The sequence below is a fragment of the Stenotrophomonas sp. S49 genome, assembly GCF_016624905.1.
Lineage (GTDB): Bacteria > Pseudomonadota > Gammaproteobacteria > Xanthomonadales > Xanthomonadaceae > Stenotrophomonas.
In genome coordinates this window covers 1-19,440 of record NZ_JACVUD010000086.1, presented here as the reverse complement: position 1 = coordinate 19,440, position 19,440 = coordinate 1, and the positions used below count along the sequence as shown (strand labels likewise).

Here is a 19,440-nt window from a genome sequence, read left to right as displayed (position 1 = left end):
ACGGCTTTTCGCGTGGAGCAGTCGAGCAAGCTCGACTCTACGGGTGTGCGGGGTGGGCGGTATGGGCGTGTCGGGGTCAGCCGGTGTGGCCGCCAAGGGCGGCATCGGTGGCGCGGATCAGTGCATCGGTGGTGGCCGCTTCGGTGGCGCTGTGGCCGGACAGCACCATCTCCAGCCGCGCTTCGGGCCAGGCCTGGGCCAGATCCCAGGCGCTGCGCGCGGGGCAGATGATGTCGTAGCGGCCCTGCACGATCACGCCGGGCAGGTGACGGATGCGATCGATGTCGCGCAGCAGCTGGCCGTGTTCCAGGAATGCGTTGTGGCGGAAGTAATGCGCTTCGATGCGTGCCTTGGCCAGGGTCTGCTGCGGGTCTTCATCGGATACCGCGTTGACGTCGTGCAGCAGGGTGGCGGCGTTGTCTTCCCAGCCCAGCCAGGCCTGCGCGGCCGCAATGCGAACGGCGAGGTCCGGGCTGTCCAGGCGCTTCCAGTACGCCGCGATCATGTCGCCGCGCTCGTCTTCGGGAATGAAGGCCTCGTAGCGTGCCCAGCGCTCCGGGAAGATCCAGCGTGCGCCGCCGTCGGCTTCGGCGAACCAGCGGTTTTCTTCCGCACGGCCCAGATAGACCCCGCGTACGATCACCCCGGTGGCGCGCTGCGGGTGCGCCTGCGCGTAGGCCAATGCCAGGGTGGAGCCCCACGAGCCACCGAATACCAGCCAGCGCTCGATGCCCAGGTGTGCGCGCACCTGCTCGATGTCGGCCACCAGGTGCGCGGTGGTGTTGTCGCGCAGCTCGCCGAAGGGCGTGGAACGGCCACAGCCACGCTGGTCGATCAGCACGATGCGGTAGCGGGCCGGATCGAAGAAGCGGCGGTGTACCGGTGAAACGCCTGCGCCGGGCCCGCCGTGCAGGAACACCACGGGCTGGCCCTGTGGGTTGCCGCATTCTTCGATATGCAGTGTGTGCAGCGCATCCACGGCCAGGCTGTGCTGGCGGTAGGGTTCGATGGACGGATACAGGGTGCGCATGGCGGTGCCTCACGTGCAGGACGCACAAGCATAGCCAGCCGTGGCAAGATTTTGGGGCACAACCCGAAACCCAACACCCATGCAGGATGCACCCACAGCCCCGACCACCGTTCCCTACGTGCTGCCCAGTGGCGCGCGCGAGGCGTTGAAGTGGCTTGCGCTGCTGTTGATGACCGGCGACCACGTGGCCAAGGTGGTCTATGGCGGCTACGTGCCGCTGGTGAGCGAGCTGGGGCGTATCGCGTTTCCGCTGTTTGCGGCGGTGATGGCCTGCAACCTGGCCCAGCCCGGCGCGGACATGGGCAAGTCGATCCGCCGCCTGGCGTTGTGGGGCGTGCTGGCGCAGCCGGTGCATGCCTGGGCGTTCGGCGGCTGGCTACCGGTGAACATTCTGCTGACCTTCGCCCTGGCGGCCCTGGCCATCCAAGCGCTTGCAAGGAATCAACCGTGGTGGCTGCTGCTGGCCGCGGGTATGTTGCCGTTCTTCGTGGATTACCGCTGGGCCGGCGTGGGGCTGGTGCTGCTGTGCTGGATCGCGTTCCGCCACCGGCTGTGGTGGCTGCCGCTGCCCGCGCTGGCCGCGCTGTGCTGGTTCAACGGCAACGCGTGGGCGCTGCTGGCGGTGCCGGTGCTGTGGCTGATGGCACGCTGGCCCTGGGCCATTGCGCGCACGCGCTGGTGGTTCTACGTGTACTACGTGGGGCATCTGGCGGTGTTGGCGGCATACGCGCAGCTGCTGCGCTGAGCGGCTACTGCGCGTGGCTGCCGGCAAGATCGCTGCTGTACTGCAGCACTTTGTCGTCGTGCTGCAGCGGAACGACCTGCACGGGTTGGCCGACCAGCGCTGCGGCCAGCCGCCGTGCAGCGGCGTCGGCATGCTGCAGTTCGGCCGGCGGCAGCGACAGCTTCACGCTGCCATCGGCGTGCTGGTGCACGACGAATCGTGACAGCGGCAACGGCGCCAGCGCATGGGTCAGGTCGATGTTGTTGATCCACTGGCCCTGCGCGGTGCGGTAGCGCAGGGGGCGGCGCCCCTGCAGCCCGACGATCATCGGGGTGTCACCGGCCATGGCCAATGCGCCGCGATCACCGGTGCGGTAACGCAGCAGTGGCAGGCAGAAGTTGAAGCCGCCGCTGAGCGTGATCTCGCCGGTCTGCCCGGGCGGTAGTGCGGTGCCCTCGGCATCCAGGATTTCCACGTACATGCCCGGTTGCAGCAGCACATGGCCGCCGGCCTCGGCATCGAATACCGCCAGCGGCCCGGCCTCGTTCATGGAATACAGATCCAGCACGGGGCAAGCGAAGCGCTCGGCCAGCTGCGTACGCAGCCCGTGTGACAGGGCCATCGACACCGACAGCAGCGCGCGTGGGCGGTGCTGCACCGGCAACTGCAGCAGCGCGGCAAATGAGATCGGATCGCCGGCGATCACCTCCGGCTGCATCTGGTCGATGTAGCGCGCGCGATCATCGGGATGGCGCCAGTCGTCCGGGTGCAGGTTGATCTTGGCCAACCCCGATTCGCCCATGCTGGGGGTGACCGACACATAGGTGAAGCAGCGCTGCTGCATGCCCAGCAGCATCACCCCCATCTGCCCGGCGCCGTGCTGCAGGGTGATGCCGAAGCGGTGCAGCGCGCGCTTGTGGTAGGCAAGATAGCGCGCGGCCACCACCGGGTGCGAGGGCAGCACCAGCGGATGGCCGGTGGTGCCGGTGGTGCGGAAGTTGATCATCCGCTGCAGCGGCACCGGGTCGGGCACGAAGCGGGCCACGTCGGCGGCCAGGTCGCCGCGGTGCACGCTGTGGATGTCCTGGAACGCTGGCGGGCGACCCAGTGCCCGGTAGTGCGGCACCTGGGCGAAGGTATCTGCCACGAACGCGTCCAGCCACGGCGGCGGACTGCCGGGGTGCCAGTCGAACCGCGCCTGGGCGATGTCGCGTTCGTAGAGGCGCAGCGCGGCCACTTCGTCGGCCAGCAGACGGTTGCCGCTGGCGTTGCGGAACAGCGGCGCAGCCGGGTGTTCGCGCATGTGCCGCAGCATTGCGCGGCCGGCATCGCTCAGGGTGGGGTAGCGATCGGCATCGGTCGGTTCGGTGTTCGTGGCCACCGGACTACTCACGCGTCCACTTGTCGGCCGATTCTTCGGCGGCCTTGCGCGCCAGCGCTTCGCGGATCGCGCGGGCGCGCGCCTCGGTGGCGCGGCTGGCATCGAGCAGGCGCTGCCGTTCCACGCCGCTGATCCGGGCCAGGCGGTCGGCGGCCTGCGCGGCGGTTTCTCCCTCAGGCAGCAGGCCCAGGCGGGCAATGGTGGTGCGCGCCAGTTCTTCGCGGCGGTCCGCGTCGAACACGAATTGATCGGCCGGGGCGCTGGCCGCCAATGCGGGGATGGCGTCTGCGAACAGGCCTTGCCAGCGTTCCTTCTGCAGGGCGATCTGCTGCCAGTGCGGGTCGGCCATCATCCAGGCGGCAACGGCGGCCACGCTGAGCTGGTTGGGGCCCACGCCCGGCAGATCGCCGGACAGGGTGGCACGCAGTGCGGGCGGCAGCTCCAGGCCGTGCTGGGCGAACACATCGCCGACCACGGCTGCCACGTGCACGCCGCCCTGGCCGGCTCGCCGCGGCACGGCGAGGAAATCCGGCGGGGTTTCCAGCAGGCGGCGCAGCAGGACATCAAGGTCGGGGCCAGCGGTCATGGTCATGTTCCGAATTTTGCAAACACCTGGGTGGAAGGACAATCACCGCAGACCGCGGCCGGCGTCTGCAGGCGCTGTTGCCGCAGCCGCTCGCGCAGCGTATCGAGGTCGTCGGGCTGGCGCAGGTCGCGGCTGTCGATGGCGTGGGTGTCGACGGTGAAACTGCAGGCGCCGATGCGGCCGTGTTCGTCGATGAACAGGGTCGGACGACGGGCCTCGCAATCGAGCACCGGCAGCGCGGCGCCGATGGCGCTGGCATGGAAGCGGTCGAGATATGCCGGCTGGGCATGCAGCTGCACGCCACGCTCGGCGAGCTGACCGGCGAGGGCGGACAGGGCATGACGCAGCTGCGCAACATCAGCGGCCGTCAGCGCGTGCTGGCGGTGAAACAGCGGGCGGTCGCGGCCACCCAGCTGATTGAAGGTGATCTCATCCACGCCCCAGTCGGCCAACTGCAGGCACAGATCGGAGAAGTGTTCGAGGGTGGGGTGCATGAGCACCACGTTGGCACGCAGGCGCGGGCGGCTCTGGTTGTCGCTGGCGCGTAGGCCAGCCAGGGCGCGGATCGCCTGTTCCAGCCTGCGCGCGCCGCCGGGCCAGCCGCGCAGCGCATCGTGGATGGGGCCCGGGGCATCGATGCTGAAGGTGATCTCGTCGAAGGCCTCGGCCAACGCCTGCGCAGCACCCGGTTGCCAGGCGCGGGTGCCGTTGCTGGTCATGCTGATCCGCAGGCCCTGTCGACGCAGTTGCTGCGACAGCGGCAGCAGGCCGGGCCAGAGCAGCGGCTCGCCACCCAGCCAGCTCAGCAGTACCGGCTGGCCGCTGCGCTGCTGGTAGCGCACGAACATATCCGCGACACGCTCCACTTCAGCGGCTGGCATGTGCACGCGGGGCTGACGGACGCGGCGGTCGTAGGCACAGAACCCACAGGCCAGGTTGCACAGCGTGGTCAGCCGCCACAGCACGATCACGGTCGTGGACCGGCCGGGCCCGGCGCGTAGTGGCGCTGGGCAAAGGCGCGCGCGAACTGCAGCAGGTCCGCCATGTCGCGCACCACGTGGATATCCCACCCGGCGTCGCGCGCGCGCAGCAGGTCGGCGGTCCAGCCGGTGGCCGCGGCATCGGCCAGGCGTGCCGGCAGCGGGCTGTACAGGTTCAGCGCCATGGTGCCGCCACCGCGCGCGGCCTGAAGCGCATGGCGGGCGATGTCCCAGCCGCTGCCGCCACGTTCGTCCTGGTCGAACATCGTGGTGATGCCATCGTCGGAGATGTGCAGGATGTGCACGGCGCGGTCGCGCGGCGTGCGCGCGGCATAGGTGTCGCGCAGGCGATGGATCGGGAAGGCGGTGGCGCCGCCGAAGTACCCGGTCAGTACATGCAGGATTGGGTCTTCGGCGCGCACGAAGCCATCGGTATGCAGATGCTGGTGGGTGCCGCTCCAAAGCGTGGCCTGCACGCGCGCGCCTGCCCGCAGCGCCGACAACGCAATGATGGCACCGGCCAGGGCCAGGTAGGAGGTGTGCTGCTGCGGGTTGGGCATCGAGCCCGAGCTGTCCACGTACAGATCCAGATCGATGGGTTCTGCCGCCGGCTCGCGGCCGGGCGCGAGCCCGTACACCCGCTGCACGGTGGTGACCCCGGGAATGACGTGCGGCGATTGCAGGACCGACTGCAGCCAGTCCACCGCATCCAGTGCATCGCCCGGTTCCCACGGCTCCAGGCCTTCGGGCAGTGCTTCCAGTGCCTGCGGCTGCGGCGCGCTGGGGTAGCGGATCAGGTGCGGAAGCGCGCGTTCGCGGTAGTAGCGGATGGCGATCTGGTGGTCATCCAGATCCAGCCCGGCCGCGCGCAGGATCTGCCCATACTCGAACGGTTCGCGCATCTGCCCGCGCGAGGTGGCGGCTGCGGTGTCCTGCGGTGCTTGCGCTGGGCCCGCTTCATCGGCCTGGCCGGTGATGAGCGGATCGTGTGCCGGGTGCAGGATCGGCGACAGCTCATCGTCATCCAACTGGCCCAGGCCCGCTGGCCGGCTGCCGTGGCCGGCGTGCTGGGTGTCCATCAGGGCGACCAGCCGTGCATCGGTCTGCACCTGCAGCAGCCAGGGCAGCAGCAGGGTCGCAAAGCGGGTGGCACCGGCCATCCAGTCGTTGGCGTAGACGCGCACCACCCGCGCGCCCAGCCACGCATCGGCGTGCACGGCCGCATCGTCCGGGGAACCGCCCAGCGCGCCACGCGGCTGCTGCCACAGTTCCTCGTAGATGCCCATGTACAGCTGCCACACCGTGGATGCCGGCTGGGTGGCCGCCTGCGCCAGGCGCCGGTAGATGGCATCCATGTGCAGGCCGTTCTGGCGCTGCAGGCGGTCGTTGATGAGCAGGTCGGTGTAGAGGTTGGCCACCATCGGCGCGTGTGCTTCAAGCGTCGGCAGCGCGCGGCGGATATGGGCCAGCATCCGCGCATGGTCGCTGGCGGTGGCCGGGGCCAGCACGTGGTGGCCGATCTCGTGCGCCAGGATCTCCACCGCATAGGGCTGCAGGCCGAGCTGCTGCACCTGCTCAAGATCAATCACGATGCGCTGGTCGGCCAGGCGAATGGCGGCGAAGCTGCCGGTCAAGCCCTCGGCAGCGGCCTGCACGTGCGAGTCGCACAGGCGCGGGTCCTGCAGGCGGGTGAACCGGCTCCAGGCGGCCAGTGCCTGCGGCCACGCCTGCTGCCAGGCGAGCAGGGAACCGGGAAGCGGTGGCGGGTTCATTGCGGTGGCAGCACGCGCAACGCATGCGACCAGGCCGAGAACAGGACGATGCCGGCGTCACTGGCCACCGCCTGCACCTGATGGTGCGCAGCCGCGTGCGGCAGGTGCTGTTCGGCCAGGCGCGCGGCGGTGGCGGCCGGCAGCGCACCGGTCGGCGCCGCATCGAACTCCTCTGCATGGGCCGGCAGCAGGGCGGCACCGAAGGCATCGGCCAGCAGCAGGAAGTGTTGTTCGCCGCTGCGGATGACAAAGCCCTGCGGCGTGGCCCGCACCAGCGGAGGCGTGCTGAACGACCCACCAAAACCAGTGAAGGCGCCCGTGCTGTGGCCGACCGCGGCACTCGGCGCTGGGTGGTACCAGCGGTCGGCGCCCAGCCGCGCGAGCAGGTCGTCTACGCTGGCGGCAGGGGCGCCGATGATCGCGGCGGTCACTGCGAGCGGAAGGCTGTCCAGTTGCTGCAGTACCGGCTCACGCAGCTGCGCCATGCCCGCGCGCCAGGCCGCCAGTGCGCCCAGGTCGCGCAGCTGCTGCACGCTGCTGCAGTGCGCACCGTGTGCGGCCACGCTGGCAATCCATGCGTCCACGCGTACGCCGGGTTGCTCGGCCATGCGCAGCACGGCGTTGGCCACGGTGCCCAGCACCGCCTGCGGTTCACGCCGCAGCAAGGGTGCCAGCGCGGGTGCCAGGGTGCACCAGGCCGCATCGACCCAGGGCAGGCGCGCACGCGGGCCGGCCTGGCCATGGGCCACCAGCTGCAGCCCCAGTTCGAAGGCCACCTCGCACACCTGGGCGGTGCACGCCGGGTCTTCGCCGTCCACGGCCTGGCACAGCGTATCCAGGGTTTCGCGCACGAACTGACTGAACGCGGCCAGGTCCAGGCTGGGCCAGCGGTGGCGTGCATCGGCCACGGCCTGGTTGAACAGCGCGCGCCGCGATGCAAGCAGCGACGCCAGAGTGGGCGACACCATCTCAGCGCGCCCGCAGCCAGTGCAGGTAATTGGTGTAGCGCTGGTGCAGGTATTTCAGTTTCAGCAGATCGTCGTACAGGTGGCCGTACAGCTTGCGCCCCTTCACGCGCTCTTCCACCAGCCGCTCGATGCGGGTCAGGCGCTTGCGGGTCTCGCCTTCGCCCAGGCCGTCCAGGCCCTGCGCGAACTGCTCGGACAGCACGCCCACCGGATCGTCGCGGTCCAGGTCCAGGCGGTCGTACTCGGCGGTGGACGCATCGAACAGCCAACGCAGCCAACCCAGGTGGTCGCTGCGGTAGGCGGCGTTTTCCGGCAGCGCGAAGAACGGTGCATCCGGATCGGGCTGCAGCTTGTCGTTCAGTACGAAAGGCAGCACCTGGCGCACGTCGTCCAGGGCCACGGTGGTGTTGCCGCGGAAGTAGGCCATGGCCTTGGCGAACATCAGCAGTGTCATCAGGTTGCGCACGGACAGGCCGTTGCGGGTCTGGCAGCCCAGGTCCTTCATGCGGTCGCGGCCGCTGTCGGCTGCGGTCAGCTGTGCCCAGTCGGCGCCGGCCAGGCGCGCGGTGTCCTTGGTCATGTATTCGAACTGCGCACCTGCCGTTTCCATCAGCTCGAACTGGCTGCTGAAGAATTCGATGCGGCGGCGCACGTCCTGCGGAACCTCGACCGCGCGGATTTCCTGCAGCAGCTGGTCACCCTCGGCCTCGGTGAAGATGATGTCGCGCGGCACGACTTCTTCGGGGCGGATGTCCTGTTCGATGCGCAGCAGCATCTCTTCCAGGAAGCGCGGGTTGAACGCCAGCGCCTGCACGACCACGTCGATGCGGTCGCGCAGGGCCTCGATCACCTGGTAGGTGCCGCCGCCGCGATCGTCGTTGGCGGTCAGGTACCAGGCCGATTCGGGGCATTCGTAGACGTGGTTGAGGATTTCGGCGTAGTTGTCGCCCATCACCGTGAGCAGGGCGCTCTGGGTGCGGGTGGGAATGCGGTTGTACTCGTCGATTATCTTCACCCGCATGCTCAGCCAGCTGCGCCAGGCGATACGGATCTGGTTCATGTCCTGGGCGGCGACCAGGTCGGCCGGCAACGGGTTGCCGAGCAGATCGGCAATGGTCATCTGCGGGTGGCCATGCTGCATGGCGCGGCGCACCTCGCGAACCGGGTAGCCGGCCAGCACCCCCATCAGGATGGCACTGGCGGTCTTGCCACGACCGGGCCCGCCCACGAACAGGCACTTGCGGCGGGTGGCGAAGGTCAGCAGTGGCAGCAGCACGTAGCTGGAGTAGCTCTGCGCCGACGGCAGGGTGAGCGGACGGCGGCTGTCACCCACGTTGAAACGCGGTGACGGACCGTCGTGGTATTCGATGTCGTAGTGCGGGCTGATGATCGCGTTGTTGACGATCCAGAAGTAGGCCTGGCGCAGCTTCTCGTCCAGCGCCAACGGCGCCGCAGCCGCATCACCGGGCAGTGCCACCGGGCCTGCGTACAGTTCGGCCACATCGAAGCTGCGTGGTGCCGGCTCTGCGCGGGGATTGGTCGGCGCCTGCGAAAGACGCTGGAACAGATTGAACGGGGGCACGCAGATCCTTGGGTGACGGCCTGCCGGGATTGTAGAACGGCCGCGCACAACCTGCGCCCCGTGGCTGGGGAAATGGCGGGGAAACGTCGACTGGGTAGGGTCGGTTGGGGATGCGCGAGCGGGCATGGCCGACTGGAAATGGCCGACTGGAAATGGCCGACTGGAAATGACCAACTGGAATCGGCCGACTGGAAATGGTCGACTGGAAATGGTCGACTGGAAATGGTCGGCTGGGTAGAGTCGACTGTTAGTCGACTATCGCGCGCAGCGCGGGTTTTTCGGCAGCTCTGGGAAGAGCAGTCGACTAACAGTCGACTCTACCCCGTCGTCGCCCCCGTCGTTGCCCCCGTCGTTGCCCCCCAGTCGTGGCCGTCCCGTCGTTGCCCCCCCGTCGACGCCACCCAGTTGCCGACATTCCGTCGCCGGGGCCCAGTCGCCGCCATCCGGCTGCCGCGCCGATCTACAATGGCCCATGGCCGCTTCGCCCACCCTGGACCAGTTGCGCCGCTATGCGGTGTCACGCACGTTGTTCGCGCCCACTACGCTGATGGCGACGATCCGTCGCCTGGGTTTCGTGCAGGCCGATCCGATCCGTGCGCCCGCCCGTGCCCAGGACCTGACCCTGCGCCATCGCGTGAAGGATTACCGCGCCGGTGACCTGGAGCGGCGCTACGCGCGGTTGCCGGTGGAAGAAGACTGCCTGGTGAACTACGGCTTCCTGCCGCGTGAGCACGTGGCGCTGATGCACCCGCGCGTGCCCAAGCGCGCCTGGGATGCGGCGACCCGGCGCCGCGCCGAGCAGGTGCTGGCGTTCGTGCAGGCGCAGGGTGCGGTCCACCCGCGCGAGGTGGACCAGGTTTTTGCGCATGGACGGGTGACCAATTACTGGGGCGGCACCAGCAACGCCAGCACGCAGCTGCTTGATGGCATGCACTACCGCGGGCTGCTGCGGGTGCAGCGGCGTGACAGCGGCACGCGCATCTACGCACCGGCGCTGCACGCGCCGCTTGATGCCGATGGCCTGACCGCGCAGCAGCGTGCCGAGGCCTTGCTGGCCCTGGTCGTGCGCAAGTACGCGCCATTGCCGGCGGCCAGCCTGACCTATCTGGTGCGGTTGCTGGGCTACGGGGCCCCGCACTTGGCCGCGCCGTTGCAGCAGGCGCTGCGCGATGCGCGTTCGCAGTTGGCCAGCTGCACGGTGGATGGCACGGTCTGGTTCTGGCCAGCAGACGAGAACCCGCGTTCGCGACGCCACGCAGTGGATGAGGCCGTGCGCCTGCTGGCGCCGTTCGACCCGGTGGTGTGGGATCGCCGCCGCTTCGAGCAGCTGTGGTGCTGGGTCTACCGGTTCGAGGCCTACACGCCTGCAGCCAAGCGGCGCTTCGGCTACTACGCGCTGCCGCTGCTGTGGCACGAGCAGGTCATTGGCTGGGCCAATGTGACGGTGGCCGGCGGCCAGCTGCTGCCGCAGTTCGGCTACATCGGTGGCGCCGCCCCGCGCGGTGCGGCCTTCAGCAACGCGCTGGACGATGAACTGCAGCGCATGAGCCGTTTCCTGCTGGACTAGCGTCCTCCATCGCCATGGCTGGCGCCGCGCGGCGACCGGCGCACGCGGGCTCGCGCGCGGTACAGATGGTCATCGGCGCGGTGGATGGTATCGGCCACGCTTTCGCCGGGTACATGCTGCGCTGCGCCCATCGAGAATGCGCAGGGCGAATCGCTGCAATGATCGTTGTACCAGCGCTCCAGCTCCTGCAGGCGTGCCGGATCCGGGTGGTTGGACACCACCAGGAATTCATCGCCCCCCAGCCGTACCACGGCCTCGTCTTTGCCCAGCGGCGTACGCAGGAAGGTGGCGAAGCTGACCAAGATCGCATCGCCGCGGCGATGGCCTTCGCTGTCGTTGATCTGCTTGAAGTGGTCCAGGTCGAACACCAGGCAGGCCCAGGCCTGCCCGGTCTGCGCTTCCAGGGTGTGCAGGTAGCGCCGGTTGTTGCACTGGGTAAGCGGGTCCTTGAAGGACAGTTCGCGCAGCTGCTGTTCCTGGGTGCGCAGGGCGGTGACATCCTGCGCGTGGCCCAGCACATAGGGCGGCTGGGCCTCCGAATCCAGCACGTTGTGGTAGGCCCAGTAGCGCCGGGTGCCATCGGCGGCAATCAGTTCGATCACGCCCGAATCGGTGTGGTTGGCGCCGATACGGCGCAGATAGGTGGCAAATTGGTCCTGCTTGTCCTCGGGCATGAACTCGCCCAGGCTCCGGCCGACCACGTGCGCTTCGTCGTAGCCCAGCGACTGCATGGCGGCCGGGTTCACCGAGGTGAGCGTGCCATCCAGCGTGTGGGTGCAGATCAGGCCCAGGCTGTAGTGGAACAGACGCCGGTAGCGCACTTCGCTGGCTTCCAGCGCATCGCGGGTGGCGCGTTCCTCGCTGATGTCCTGGATGGCGCCGACCAGCCGCTGGCGGCCTTCGACAATCTGCCGGTTGCCGACCACGCGCACCCAGATGTCGCGCCCATCGGCGGTGGTCATCGGCAGCTGCAGTTCATACGGCGTGCCTTCTTCCACGCAGCGCTGTACCGCCGTCTGGATGATGCCGCGGGTGTCGGGCCGGTAGAAGGACAACGCCGTTGCCAGCGTGGGTTCGTAACTGGAGCGCACGCCGTGGATCTGTTTGGTTTCGCGGGTCCAGCGCACCTCGCCGCTGGCCAGCTCCAGTTCCCAGCCACCCACGCGCGCGGCGGTGTTGGTGCGCTCCAGGAAATCCTCGCTGCGCTTCAGTTCGCGGTGCAGCATGCGTGCTTGTTCCACCTGGGCCAGCAGCGCGCTGCGTTGTTCCAGCACCTGGGTGGTGACCCGGCCCAGGTGCACCATCAGTTCGCGCTGCGACGGCGAGAGCACGCCAGGCAGGGTGTCGAGCAGGCACAGCGTGCCGATCTGTGCACCGTGCGCGGTTTCCAGCGGAATGCCGGCGTAGTGGCGGATGCGCGGCCCGCCCAGCACCAACGGGTTCTGCTGGAAGCGCGGGTCCTGGCGCGCATCGGGCACTTCCATCAGGCCCTGCTGTTCGATGGCGTGGGTGCAGAAGGAGATGTTGCGCGGGGTTTCGCAGGTGCCTTCCAGGCCAATGTTGGCCTTGAACCACTGGCGATCGTGGTCGATCAGCGAGATCAGGCCGGTTGGCATGCCGGTGGCGGCGCGCGCAGCGGCCACGATAGCGTCGAACACGGGTTCCGATGCGGTATCCAGCACCCCCAGGCGATTCAGTTCTTCAAGTCGGGCGACTTCATCCATGGCAAGCGTGTGCTGTGAAGGAAAGTGTGGTGCTGCGACCTGCGGTCCGATCCTGACAATGAACGGGTTATGCTGATGCGCAGACCAGTGAAGCGTGCGTCAATGCCGGCCTACGCGGCATTGACGCAGTTCACGAAGGGCCCAGCGGACCCTAGGAGCCGGGCGGCACCAGGATCGCGGCGTCCAGCACCGGCAACGCCTGTGGTGTCTGCCCGGAGGAGGCCACCAGGCGGATTTCCAGCGTGGTGCTGCCGCCCGCGGCCGCCGACAGCCCGCTGAAGGCCGCCAGTTTCTGCGGCAGGGGCACCGCAAACGTGGTCGGATGGCTGTGATCCATGCCCGGCATGCTGGGGCCGAAGAACGACACCGTGCCGGCATAGTACGGGCTGTCCGCATCCACGCCGCGCACCCCGGCCGGGGCGTTCACCAGCACGTCGAATTCGCGCGCGTTCTGCAGGCCGTGGGGGCGTTCCAGGGTGACTTCGGCAATCAACTGGCGCGGCGCGGTGGCGGCCAGGTGCGCACGCACCGCCGCGTGCGGTACGGCCACGCGCACCGCATCCTGCGCACGGGCACCGCGCACCAGCGTTGCTTCGGCGGCAGCGGGAACAGCGGTAGCAGTCGCGCCGGCCGTCGCGCCGGCGCCGTAGGCGTAGTCGTAATCGAAGGCCTGGGTGGTGAAGAAATCGCGCGCCGTCCTGTTGCCGACCGGACGGCCCTGGGCGTCGACGAAGAAGCGGAACGGTTCGCGCATGAACTGGTCGCGGGTGGCCGGATCGGTGGGCATGATCGGGCGGCCGAAGCGCTGCTGCTGCTTGGTCCAGACATCCCACAGGCGGTCCATGTTGGCATGGTGCAGGTAGAAGATCGGGTCCAGCGGTGACAGGAAGTTGGTCATGTTGCCGTACGGGCCGGGATCGACCGCGCCGACGCCGCCAATGCAGTTGTGCACCTTGTTGTGCGGGAAGCCTTCCAGCACCGAGAATTTCGTGGCGCCGTCGGGTTGCAGCACGTGCGAGGCGGTGCGCGAACTGGTGAAGCTGCGGCTGATGTCGGGATTGTTGAAGTCCTGCGGTGACAGGCCGGCGCGGATGGTATCGGGCGATACCGCTGAGGCGGTCTTCGGGTCCAGCTGCGGGTGTTCGTTCCACAGGTAACGGGCGCCGCAGGTGACCGCGTAGGCGGCATTGCCGGAAATGCCGGTCTGTTCCTTGGCGTTGTAGCCGGTCACATCGTTCCAGACATCGTCCATGCTGTTGTAGCCGCGCAGCGACAACTGCTTGCGCTGCTCCGGGTCCAGGGTGGCCCAATAGCGCTGCAGGGCCGGTTTGATGAAATCGGTGAACACCGCCAGGTTGCGGGTGTAGCGCGAATAGGCCGCGTCGGTGGGAGTCAGCACGCTCTCGAACATCGACGGTGGAATCTTCGGCAGTTGGGTCCAGTCCCAGTACGGCATGGCGAACTGCGGATCGCCGCTGAGGCTGCGGATGGTCTGTTCGAAGTAGCCCACATAACCCCGGTGCCAGACATAGAACCACCAGTTGCCGTGCGGGCAGTCCATCAGGTGTACGAAGGCATTGCGGAACCAGTTGCGTGGATCGTCGGGCGGCAAGGCCAGCATGGCGCGGATGCCGCGCGCATAGCTGGCCAGCATGCGCTGGCCCTGTGGGCTGGTGACGTTGTAGCGCTGGAAGCGCGCCGCGCCAGCTGCAGCGGCGGCAGGGGCATCGTCGGCCAGTGCCGCCGGCGCCAGCGAGGCCAGCGATGCGCTGGCGGTGGTTGCGAGAAAATCACGTCGTGTGAGGCGCATGGCATCCTTCCTGGTGTGTGGTGGAACCGCATGGGGTCGCACAGCACGGCAGGGGCCGGCGGGGTGGCCGCGGGCCCAACGGATACATCCCGTCCGTTGCCTGCCAGTTGCGGTCGCACAGCGGCAACCGGGGGCAGGCGGCCGTAGTATAGGCACCGCCTTGCGCCCGGTTCTGGGCAGCAGGGCACACTCGGAACGACGCTGCGCCGGTGGTCAGCGCGATCCCTGGGGGTTCAGGTACAGGCGGGCGCCATCGGCAACCCGGCGCCCTGACCAGCGGCCGCTGCCGCCCTGGCGGAAGCGCGCGATCACCGTGTTGTTGGTATCGGTCAGCAGCAGGTCGTTGCCCGACAGCAGCCAGCGGTTCACCGAGAACACGCCATCGGGGCAACCGGCCGGTACCCAGGCGCCGTAGCCACCGAACCAGCTGCTGTCCTTCAGTTCGATGGTGCAGCTGTTGCCGCCTTCCTGGCCCAGGGTCCACTGGCCGAACAGATCGCGTTCGTCCACATCGTCGCGCCGGTGGCGTGCGTCGTGACCCCGGCTCTCACCCCAGTCGTCGTCAGCGCCGTCGTCGAGGCTGATGTCGATCTCGCTGCGGCTGCTGCGTGTATGGGTGGTTTCGCTGGAGGTGGTCTGCGTGGTGGTGCTCAGTTCGCCCACCGGTGGCGGAGCGTCCTGCGCGGCGGCGAACAGGGGCCCTGCCAGGACCAGGCTGGACGACATCAACAGCAGCACGGAACGGGTGCGGATGACCATGGTCGGTGCCTCGAGGCGAGCGGCGGAAGGGCGCGCGCGCCCAGCCTGGCCCCGACCCTGCATCGGAGGCGTGAACTAGCCGGTCTGCGCCAGTGCAACCCGCACCCGGGTCGCCAGCTCGTCGATGGTGAAGGGCTTGCCGATCAGCTGCACGCGCGCATCGAGCACGCCGTCGTCCACCAGCGCATTGCGGCTGTTGCCGGTGGCGTACAGCACTTTCAAGCCGGGGCGCCGGGCCAGCGCCTGCTCGGCCAGCTGGCGACCGTTGACTTCGGGCATCACCACGTCGGTGAACAGCAGGGCGATGGACGGATGGGCATCGAGCAGGGGCAGGGCGCTGGCGGCGCCATCGGCGGACAGCACGTCGTAGCCCAGCTCGGTCAGGGCATCGACCGAAAAGCGGCGCACCGCCTCGTCATCGTCCACCACCAGGATGCGCTCGGCGCCCCCGCCCGGCGGTGTGGCCGGGCTGCGTGACGGCGGCCGCGCCGACGGTGCCGCTTCGCCCAGCAGGCGCGGCAGGTAGACGCGCACGCAGGTGCCGTTGCCGGGGCTGGAGTCCAGCGCCACATGGCCCGCCGACTGCTGCACGAAGCCATAAACTTGCGACAGCCCCAGTCCCGTGCCCTGGCCCACGTCCTTGGTGGTGAAGAATGGATCGAAGGCGCGCGCCTGCACGTCCGGCGCCATGCCAGTGCCGGTGTCGCTGACCGCAATCAGCACGTAGTCGCCTGCTGGAATGCCGGGATGGAACGCCGTGTTGCCGATGTCGACGCGGCAGTTGCCGGTCTCGACCTTCAGGCGACCTCCACCGGGCATGGCGTCGCGGGCATTCACGGCCAGGTTCAGGATCACGTTTTCCAGCTGGTTGGCGTCGGCGTGGGTCCACCACAGGTCGCGGCCCAGCAACGTTTCCAACATGATGCTGCTGCCCAGCGAATGCACCAGCAGGTCGCTCATGCCGGCCAGCAGGTGGTTGCTGTCCAGGGCGACCGGTTGCAGCGGCTGCTGCCGCGAGAACGCCAGCAGGCGCTGGGTCAGCTGCGCGGCACGCTGGGCACCATCTAGCGCCATTTCAATGTAACGGTGGGCGCGGCTGTCGCCGCTGTCGATACGTAGTGCCAGCAGGTCCAGCGGGCCGATGACCGTGGCCAGCATGTTGTTGAAATCGTGCGCGATGCCGCCGGTCAACTGGCCCACCGCTTCCATCTTCCGGCTCTGCCGCAGGGCATCTTCCACGCGCAGGCGTTCGGCCACTTCGGCGTGCACGCGTGCTTCCAGTTGTTCGTTCAATTCCTGCAGACGCGCATCGGCGGCCTTGCGGCGGGTGATGTCGATGGCCACGCCTAGAATGCGCACGCACTGGCCGTGCTCGAAGATGCCGCGGCCCTTGGCGGCCACCCAGCGCACGATGCCGTCTTCCTTGCCGACGGTGCGGTACTCCACATCGTAGCTGGCGCGCCGGGCCGGATCCGCGGCCGCATCCAGTGCGGCCAGGGTGGCGTCGCGGTCGTCGGGGTGCAGGCCGGCGCGGAAGTCATCCATGGTCACCTGCGCGCCGGCGGACATGCCGAACATGGCCTTGGTGCGAGGCGGCCAGATCAGTACGCCACGCACCAGGTCCACATCCCAGAAGCCCTGTTCACTGGCTTCGGTGGCCAGGCGCAGGCGTTCCTCACTGTCGGCCAACGCGGCTTCGGCGGCCTTGCGCGCGGACAGGTCCAGCATGGCACCGATCATGCGCAGGGGCTGGCCCTGTGCATCGCGCAGCACGGCACCGCGGTCCAGTACATCGGCGTAGCTGCCATCGGCGCGGCGGAAGCGGTACTCGTCCATCCAGGCGCTGCCGTGGCCGTCGATCACCGCATGGATGCTGCTGTCGACCCGCGCGCGGTCGTCGGGATGGATGTGGTCCAGCCACCATTGCGCCGTGGAGGTCTTTACCGCGTGGCCGAACAACGCGCTGACCGCTTCGTTCCAGATCACGTGGCCATCGGCCATGCGCCAGTCCCACACGGCATCATTGGTGGCCTGTGCGGCCAGCCGATAGCGCTCTTCGATATCCAGGCGTTCGGCTTCGGCGGCCTTGCGGTCGGTTATGTCCAGCGAGGTGCCAACCAGGCCGATCACCGCGCCGTCGGCATCGCGCAGCGGCGCCTTGGTCGACAGCCACCAGGCCTGCCGGCCATCGGCGAAGCTGATCTTTTCTTCCAGCTGTTCGGTGCGGCCACTGGCCATGATGCGTTCGTCGGTGGCCATCACCGCGGCGGCCTGCGCGGGGTCGCCCAGCAGTTCGGCGTCGGTGCGGCCCACGTATTGCTGCGGCGGCAGGCCGATCAGTTCGGTGGCGCCATGGTTACCCATCAGCAGTCGGCCTTGACGGTCCTTGGCGTACATCACGCCGGGCGCGGCTTCCATGAACGAGCGCAGCAAGGCCTGTGCCTGATCGCGCTCGGCCTGCACGCGCAGGCGCTCGTCAATGTCGATCAGCACGCCAGGAAAACCGGTGGCGCGGCCGCTGGCATCGCGCTCGATCCGGCCGATGCCTTCCAGCCAGTGGTACTGCCCGTCCTCGCCACGCGCCCGGTAGGGGTGGGCGAAGCGGTCGCCCTCACGCACGGCGGCGTCGATGGCGGCGGTCAGCCCGGGCAGGTCGTCGGGGTGGATGGCGCCCAGCACGTCGTGCAGCTGCATCTTCTTCCCGGCCAGTGCCGGGTCCAGGCCGAAGGCGCGGGCCAGGTAGGCATCCACGGTCAGCTGGTCGTTCGTTACGTCCCAGAACCAGGTGCCGACGATGGCGCCGGCAGCCAAGGCCATGTTCACGCTGGCCGCAGCACGTGCCGCAGGGGAATCGTTCGGGGGTGCAGCGTTCACGGCGGTCTCGGCAGGTAAAGAATGGGCCCCGGCCGCCAGCGGCAGGGGCGCCAGTCTAGATCAGCCGGGTGTGGTCAGGGCGTGGTGCCCGGTGGCCCGTTGCGGTCGGCATCGGGCGCGATCCGTGCCACCCGCTTCCGGTAGTCATGCACGTTGTCACCGCGCACGCGCCGTTCCTGGGTGCCGGTGATGCTGTCCACCCGCCGGTCCGAGCCGGTGACCGGCTGCGCGTCGATCTCGGTTTCGTGTTCGAACCCGTGCGATTTGTCGGTGTTGCGGTAGTAGCGGTACAGCGCCCAGTACAGCGCCGTGGCGCCTGCCGGGCCTGCGGCCAGCAACCAGAGACCAGCGTCATCACTCATGTTGTTGCCACCAGGAACGCGATTGCGAGGGCTTCGATGATCGTGCCGGTGGTAAGCGCGGCCAGCAGCAGCTTCCACTGCTGCACCGGCACGCTGCCCATGGTTTCACCGGTGCGGCCGTTCACCGCGATGTAGTGCAGCATGCCGCCGTTGCGGCCGGGCTGGTGGTAGGAATACAGCCAGACCGGCAGGTACATCGCCACCCAGCGGGTACCGTGCACCTGCAGTTGTTCCTGTTCCCAGCGCACGCCGCGGTCGTAACGGTTCACGCTGCGCTCCACCTGCGCGCGGGCAATGGACAGCAGCTGGTCTTCCAGCCGCGGGCGCAGTTTTTCCACGTCCAGGTCGCGCTTTTCCGAGGTGAAGCCGGCCAGGTAGGAGGCGTTCCACTTCACCGCGTTCTTGGTATCGAACGGCAGGATGGTGTTGATGATGTTGTTGGTGTTGGCGCGGGTGTCCAGGTTGCCGCGGTCGGCAGACGACTCCAGCGGCAGATCGTCCACGGTGAAATCCACCTGGCGTTCCACCTGGTAGATGTCGGCGTCGTAGTAGGTCTGCTTGTTCTTTTCCGTGCCGCGGGTGTATTCGCGGGTCTTGATCTCGCCCTTGCCAGCCACTGCCGCGCTTACGTTGCCGTCTACGATCATGTAGGGCAGGTACACGCCCACCACGTTTTCCGGGGTGAACTGGTCCTTGAACGCTTTCAGCGCGAACATCCGCCGCTTGTCCACGAACTGGCGGATGCGGGCGACGGCGTCGTCCTTGCTGATATGGAACGGCAGCACCGCGTCGGGCACCGCGCCGTTGGCAATCTGCTCGTTCACCCCGAACACGTGCCGGCACCAGTGGCAGCGGGCGGTCATGGTGCTTTCGGTATTGACCGTCACTTCGGCGCCGCAGCCGGTGCACTTGAAGGTCATCAGTGCCGACAGGTCGGCATCGATGTCGCGCGCGCCGCTGGCGATCACCGTGCCGCGAAGGTCGCTGATCGCCTCGCCCAGGCCGAAGGCTTCCTCCACGCGGGCACCGTGCCATTCGTGACGGCAGAACTGGCAGACCAGGATGTCGGTGCCCAGGCGTGGCCGGATATCGGTGGCGCCACACTTGGGACAGCGGTTCAGGCCGTCCTTCAGTTCGCTGGCCGAGGTATCGATGGCCTGCGGGTCGGGCGCCTCGATCTCATCGCGGATCGCCTGCGGAAGTTTCGAGGTGTCCAGCGGGAAACTGCCGGGCGGCGGCGGCACATCCTGCGGCGAGCCGGGGCCATCCGGCGCCGCCCCGGGCAGGGGCGGCGGCGTGGGTGCGGCGGGCGGCACGGGGG

At 68.4% G+C, this 19,440-nt stretch carries 15 protein-coding genes; 2 read left to right on the top strand and 13 right to left on the bottom strand.

What is annotated here, in order from left to right; translation table 11 throughout:
• Window positions 1–76: 76 nt before the first annotated feature.
• Window positions 77–1,030, bottom strand: coding sequence for a prolyl aminopeptidase (pip, locus tag IAE58_RS16100; RefSeq protein WP_199934651.1), 954 nt, complete (start codon window positions 1,028–1,030; stop codon window positions 77–79).
• Between the two features lie 79 nt (window positions 1,031–1,109).
• Here pip and IAE58_RS16095 point away from each other — a divergent pair, with 79 nt between their 5' ends.
• Window positions 1,110–1,775 carry a TraX family protein gene (locus IAE58_RS16095; protein WP_199934650.1) on the top strand — a complete coding sequence of 222 codons (666 nt, stop codon included), beginning with the start codon at window positions 1,110–1,112 and terminating at the stop codon, window positions 1,773–1,775.
• Between the two features lie 4 nt (window positions 1,776–1,779).
• Here the strand turns inward: IAE58_RS16095 and IAE58_RS20125 are convergent, their stop codons facing one another.
• The 6 genes from IAE58_RS20125 to IAE58_RS16065 are packed head-to-tail and all read right to left on the bottom strand — an operon-like array spanning window position 1,780 to window position 9,023.
• Complete coding sequence (locus IAE58_RS20125) at window positions 1,780–3,135, bottom strand: AMP-binding protein (protein WP_199934649.1); 1,356 nt, start codon at window positions 3,133–3,135, stop codon at window positions 1,780–1,782.
• 4 nt (window positions 3,136–3,139) lie between these two features.
• Entirely contained in the window at window positions 3,140–3,721 is a 582-nt protein-coding gene (locus tag IAE58_RS16085) for a hypothetical protein (RefSeq protein WP_199934648.1), read from the bottom strand.
• A gap of 2 nt (window positions 3,722–3,723) precedes the next feature.
• The gene (locus IAE58_RS16080) at window positions 3,724–4,692 is read right to left on the bottom strand and encodes a radical SAM protein (protein ID WP_199934647.1); all 969 of its coding nucleotides are present in this window, start codon (window positions 4,690–4,692) and stop codon (window positions 3,724–3,726) included.
• Window positions 4,689–6,473: a VWA domain-containing protein gene (locus tag IAE58_RS16075; protein WP_199934646.1), complete on the bottom strand. Its 1,785-nt coding sequence runs from the start codon at window positions 6,471–6,473 to the stop codon at window positions 4,689–4,691. Before IAE58_RS16075 ends, IAE58_RS16080 begins: the two co-directional genes overlap by 4 nt.
• A complete protein-coding gene (locus tag IAE58_RS16070) occupies window positions 6,470–7,441 on the bottom strand; it encodes a hypothetical protein (protein ID WP_199934645.1) in 972 nt (323 codons plus the stop codon). Before IAE58_RS16070 ends, IAE58_RS16075 begins: the two co-directional genes overlap by 4 nt.
• A 1-nt stretch (window position 7,442) precedes the next feature.
• A complete protein-coding gene (locus IAE58_RS16065; RefSeq protein ID WP_199934644.1) occupies window positions 7,443–9,023 on the bottom strand; it encodes an AAA family ATPase in 1,581 nt (526 codons plus the stop codon).
• A 472-nt stretch (window positions 9,024–9,495) separates the two neighbouring features.
• On the opposite strand from IAE58_RS16065, the gene IAE58_RS16060 reads away from it, so the two are divergent.
• The gene (locus tag IAE58_RS16060) at window positions 9,496–10,590 is read left to right on the top strand and encodes a crosslink repair DNA glycosylase YcaQ family protein (RefSeq protein ID WP_199934610.1); all 1,095 of its coding nucleotides are present in this window, start codon (window positions 9,496–9,498) and stop codon (window positions 10,588–10,590) included.
• Here the strand turns inward: IAE58_RS16060 and IAE58_RS16055 are convergent.
• The 6 genes from IAE58_RS16055 to IAE58_RS16030 form a co-directional block, all read right to left on the bottom strand.
• Entirely contained in the window at window positions 10,587–12,314 is a 1,728-nt protein-coding gene (locus tag IAE58_RS16055; protein WP_199934609.1) for a PAS domain S-box protein, read from the bottom strand. The two genes, IAE58_RS16060 and IAE58_RS16055, sit on opposite strands and share 4 nt — an antisense overlap.
• Window positions 12,315–12,465: 151 nt before the next feature.
• Complete coding sequence (locus IAE58_RS16050) at window positions 12,466–14,124, bottom strand: tyrosinase family protein (protein WP_199934608.1); 1,659 nt, start codon at window positions 14,122–14,124, stop codon at window positions 12,466–12,468.
• A gap of 213 nt (window positions 14,125–14,337) precedes the next feature.
• The gene (locus IAE58_RS16045) at window positions 14,338–14,883 is read right to left on the bottom strand and encodes an AprI/Inh family metalloprotease inhibitor (RefSeq protein WP_233615060.1); all 546 of its coding nucleotides are present in this window, start codon (window positions 14,881–14,883) and stop codon (window positions 14,338–14,340) included.
• A gap of 75 nt (window positions 14,884–14,958) precedes the next feature.
• Window positions 14,959–17,757: a PAS domain-containing protein gene (locus tag IAE58_RS16040; protein WP_325166863.1), complete on the bottom strand. Its 2,799-nt coding sequence runs from the start codon at window positions 17,755–17,757 to the stop codon at window positions 14,959–14,961.
• Window positions 17,758–17,831: 74 nt separating this feature from the next.
• Window positions 17,832–18,119: a hypothetical protein gene (locus IAE58_RS16035; RefSeq protein ID WP_199934607.1), complete on the bottom strand. Its 288-nt coding sequence runs from the start codon at window positions 18,117–18,119 to the stop codon at window positions 17,832–17,834.
• The gene (locus IAE58_RS16030; RefSeq protein ID WP_233615061.1) at window positions 18,116–19,405 is read right to left on the bottom strand and encodes a TFIIB-type zinc ribbon-containing protein; all 1,290 of its coding nucleotides are present in this window, start codon (window positions 19,403–19,405) and stop codon (window positions 18,116–18,118) included. Before IAE58_RS16030 ends, IAE58_RS16035 begins: the two co-directional genes overlap by 4 nt.
• Between the last annotated feature and the right edge of the window lie 35 nt (window positions 19,406–19,440).

Excerpts from the sequence above, each read along its gene's own strand:
- IAE58_RS16075 (WP_199934646.1), bottom strand. The coding sequence starts at position 6,473 with ATGAACCCGCCACCGCTTCCCGGTTCCCTGCTCGCCTGGCAGCAGGCG.
- IAE58_RS16055 (WP_199934609.1), bottom strand. The coding sequence starts at position 12,314 with ATGGATGAAGTCGCCCGACTTGAAGAACTGAATCGCCTGGGGGTGCTG.
- pip (WP_199934651.1), bottom strand. The coding sequence starts at position 1,030 with ATGCGCACCCTGTATCCGTCCATCGAACCCTACCGCCAGCACAGCCTG.
- IAE58_RS16060 (WP_199934610.1), top strand. The coding sequence starts at position 9,496 with ATGGCCGCTTCGCCCACCCTGGACCAGTTGCGCCGCTATGCGGTGTCA.
- IAE58_RS16070 (WP_199934645.1), bottom strand. The coding sequence starts at position 7,441 with ATGGTGTCGCCCACTCTGGCGTCGCTGCTTGCATCGCGGCGCGCGCTG.
- IAE58_RS16035 (WP_199934607.1), bottom strand. The coding sequence starts at position 18,119 with ATGAGTGATGACGCTGGTCTCTGGTTGCTGGCCGCAGGCCCGGCAGGC.
- IAE58_RS16085 (WP_199934648.1), bottom strand. The coding sequence starts at position 3,721 with ATGACCGCTGGCCCCGACCTTGATGTCCTGCTGCGCCGCCTGCTGGAA.
- IAE58_RS16045 (WP_233615060.1), bottom strand. The coding sequence starts at position 14,883 with ATGGTCATCCGCACCCGTTCCGTGCTGCTGTTGATGTCGTCCAGCCTG.
- IAE58_RS16050 (WP_199934608.1), bottom strand. The coding sequence starts at position 14,124 with ATGCGCCTCACACGACGTGATTTTCTCGCAACCACCGCCAGCGCATCG.
- IAE58_RS16095 (WP_199934650.1), top strand. The coding sequence starts at position 1,110 with ATGCAGGATGCACCCACAGCCCCGACCACCGTTCCCTACGTGCTGCCC.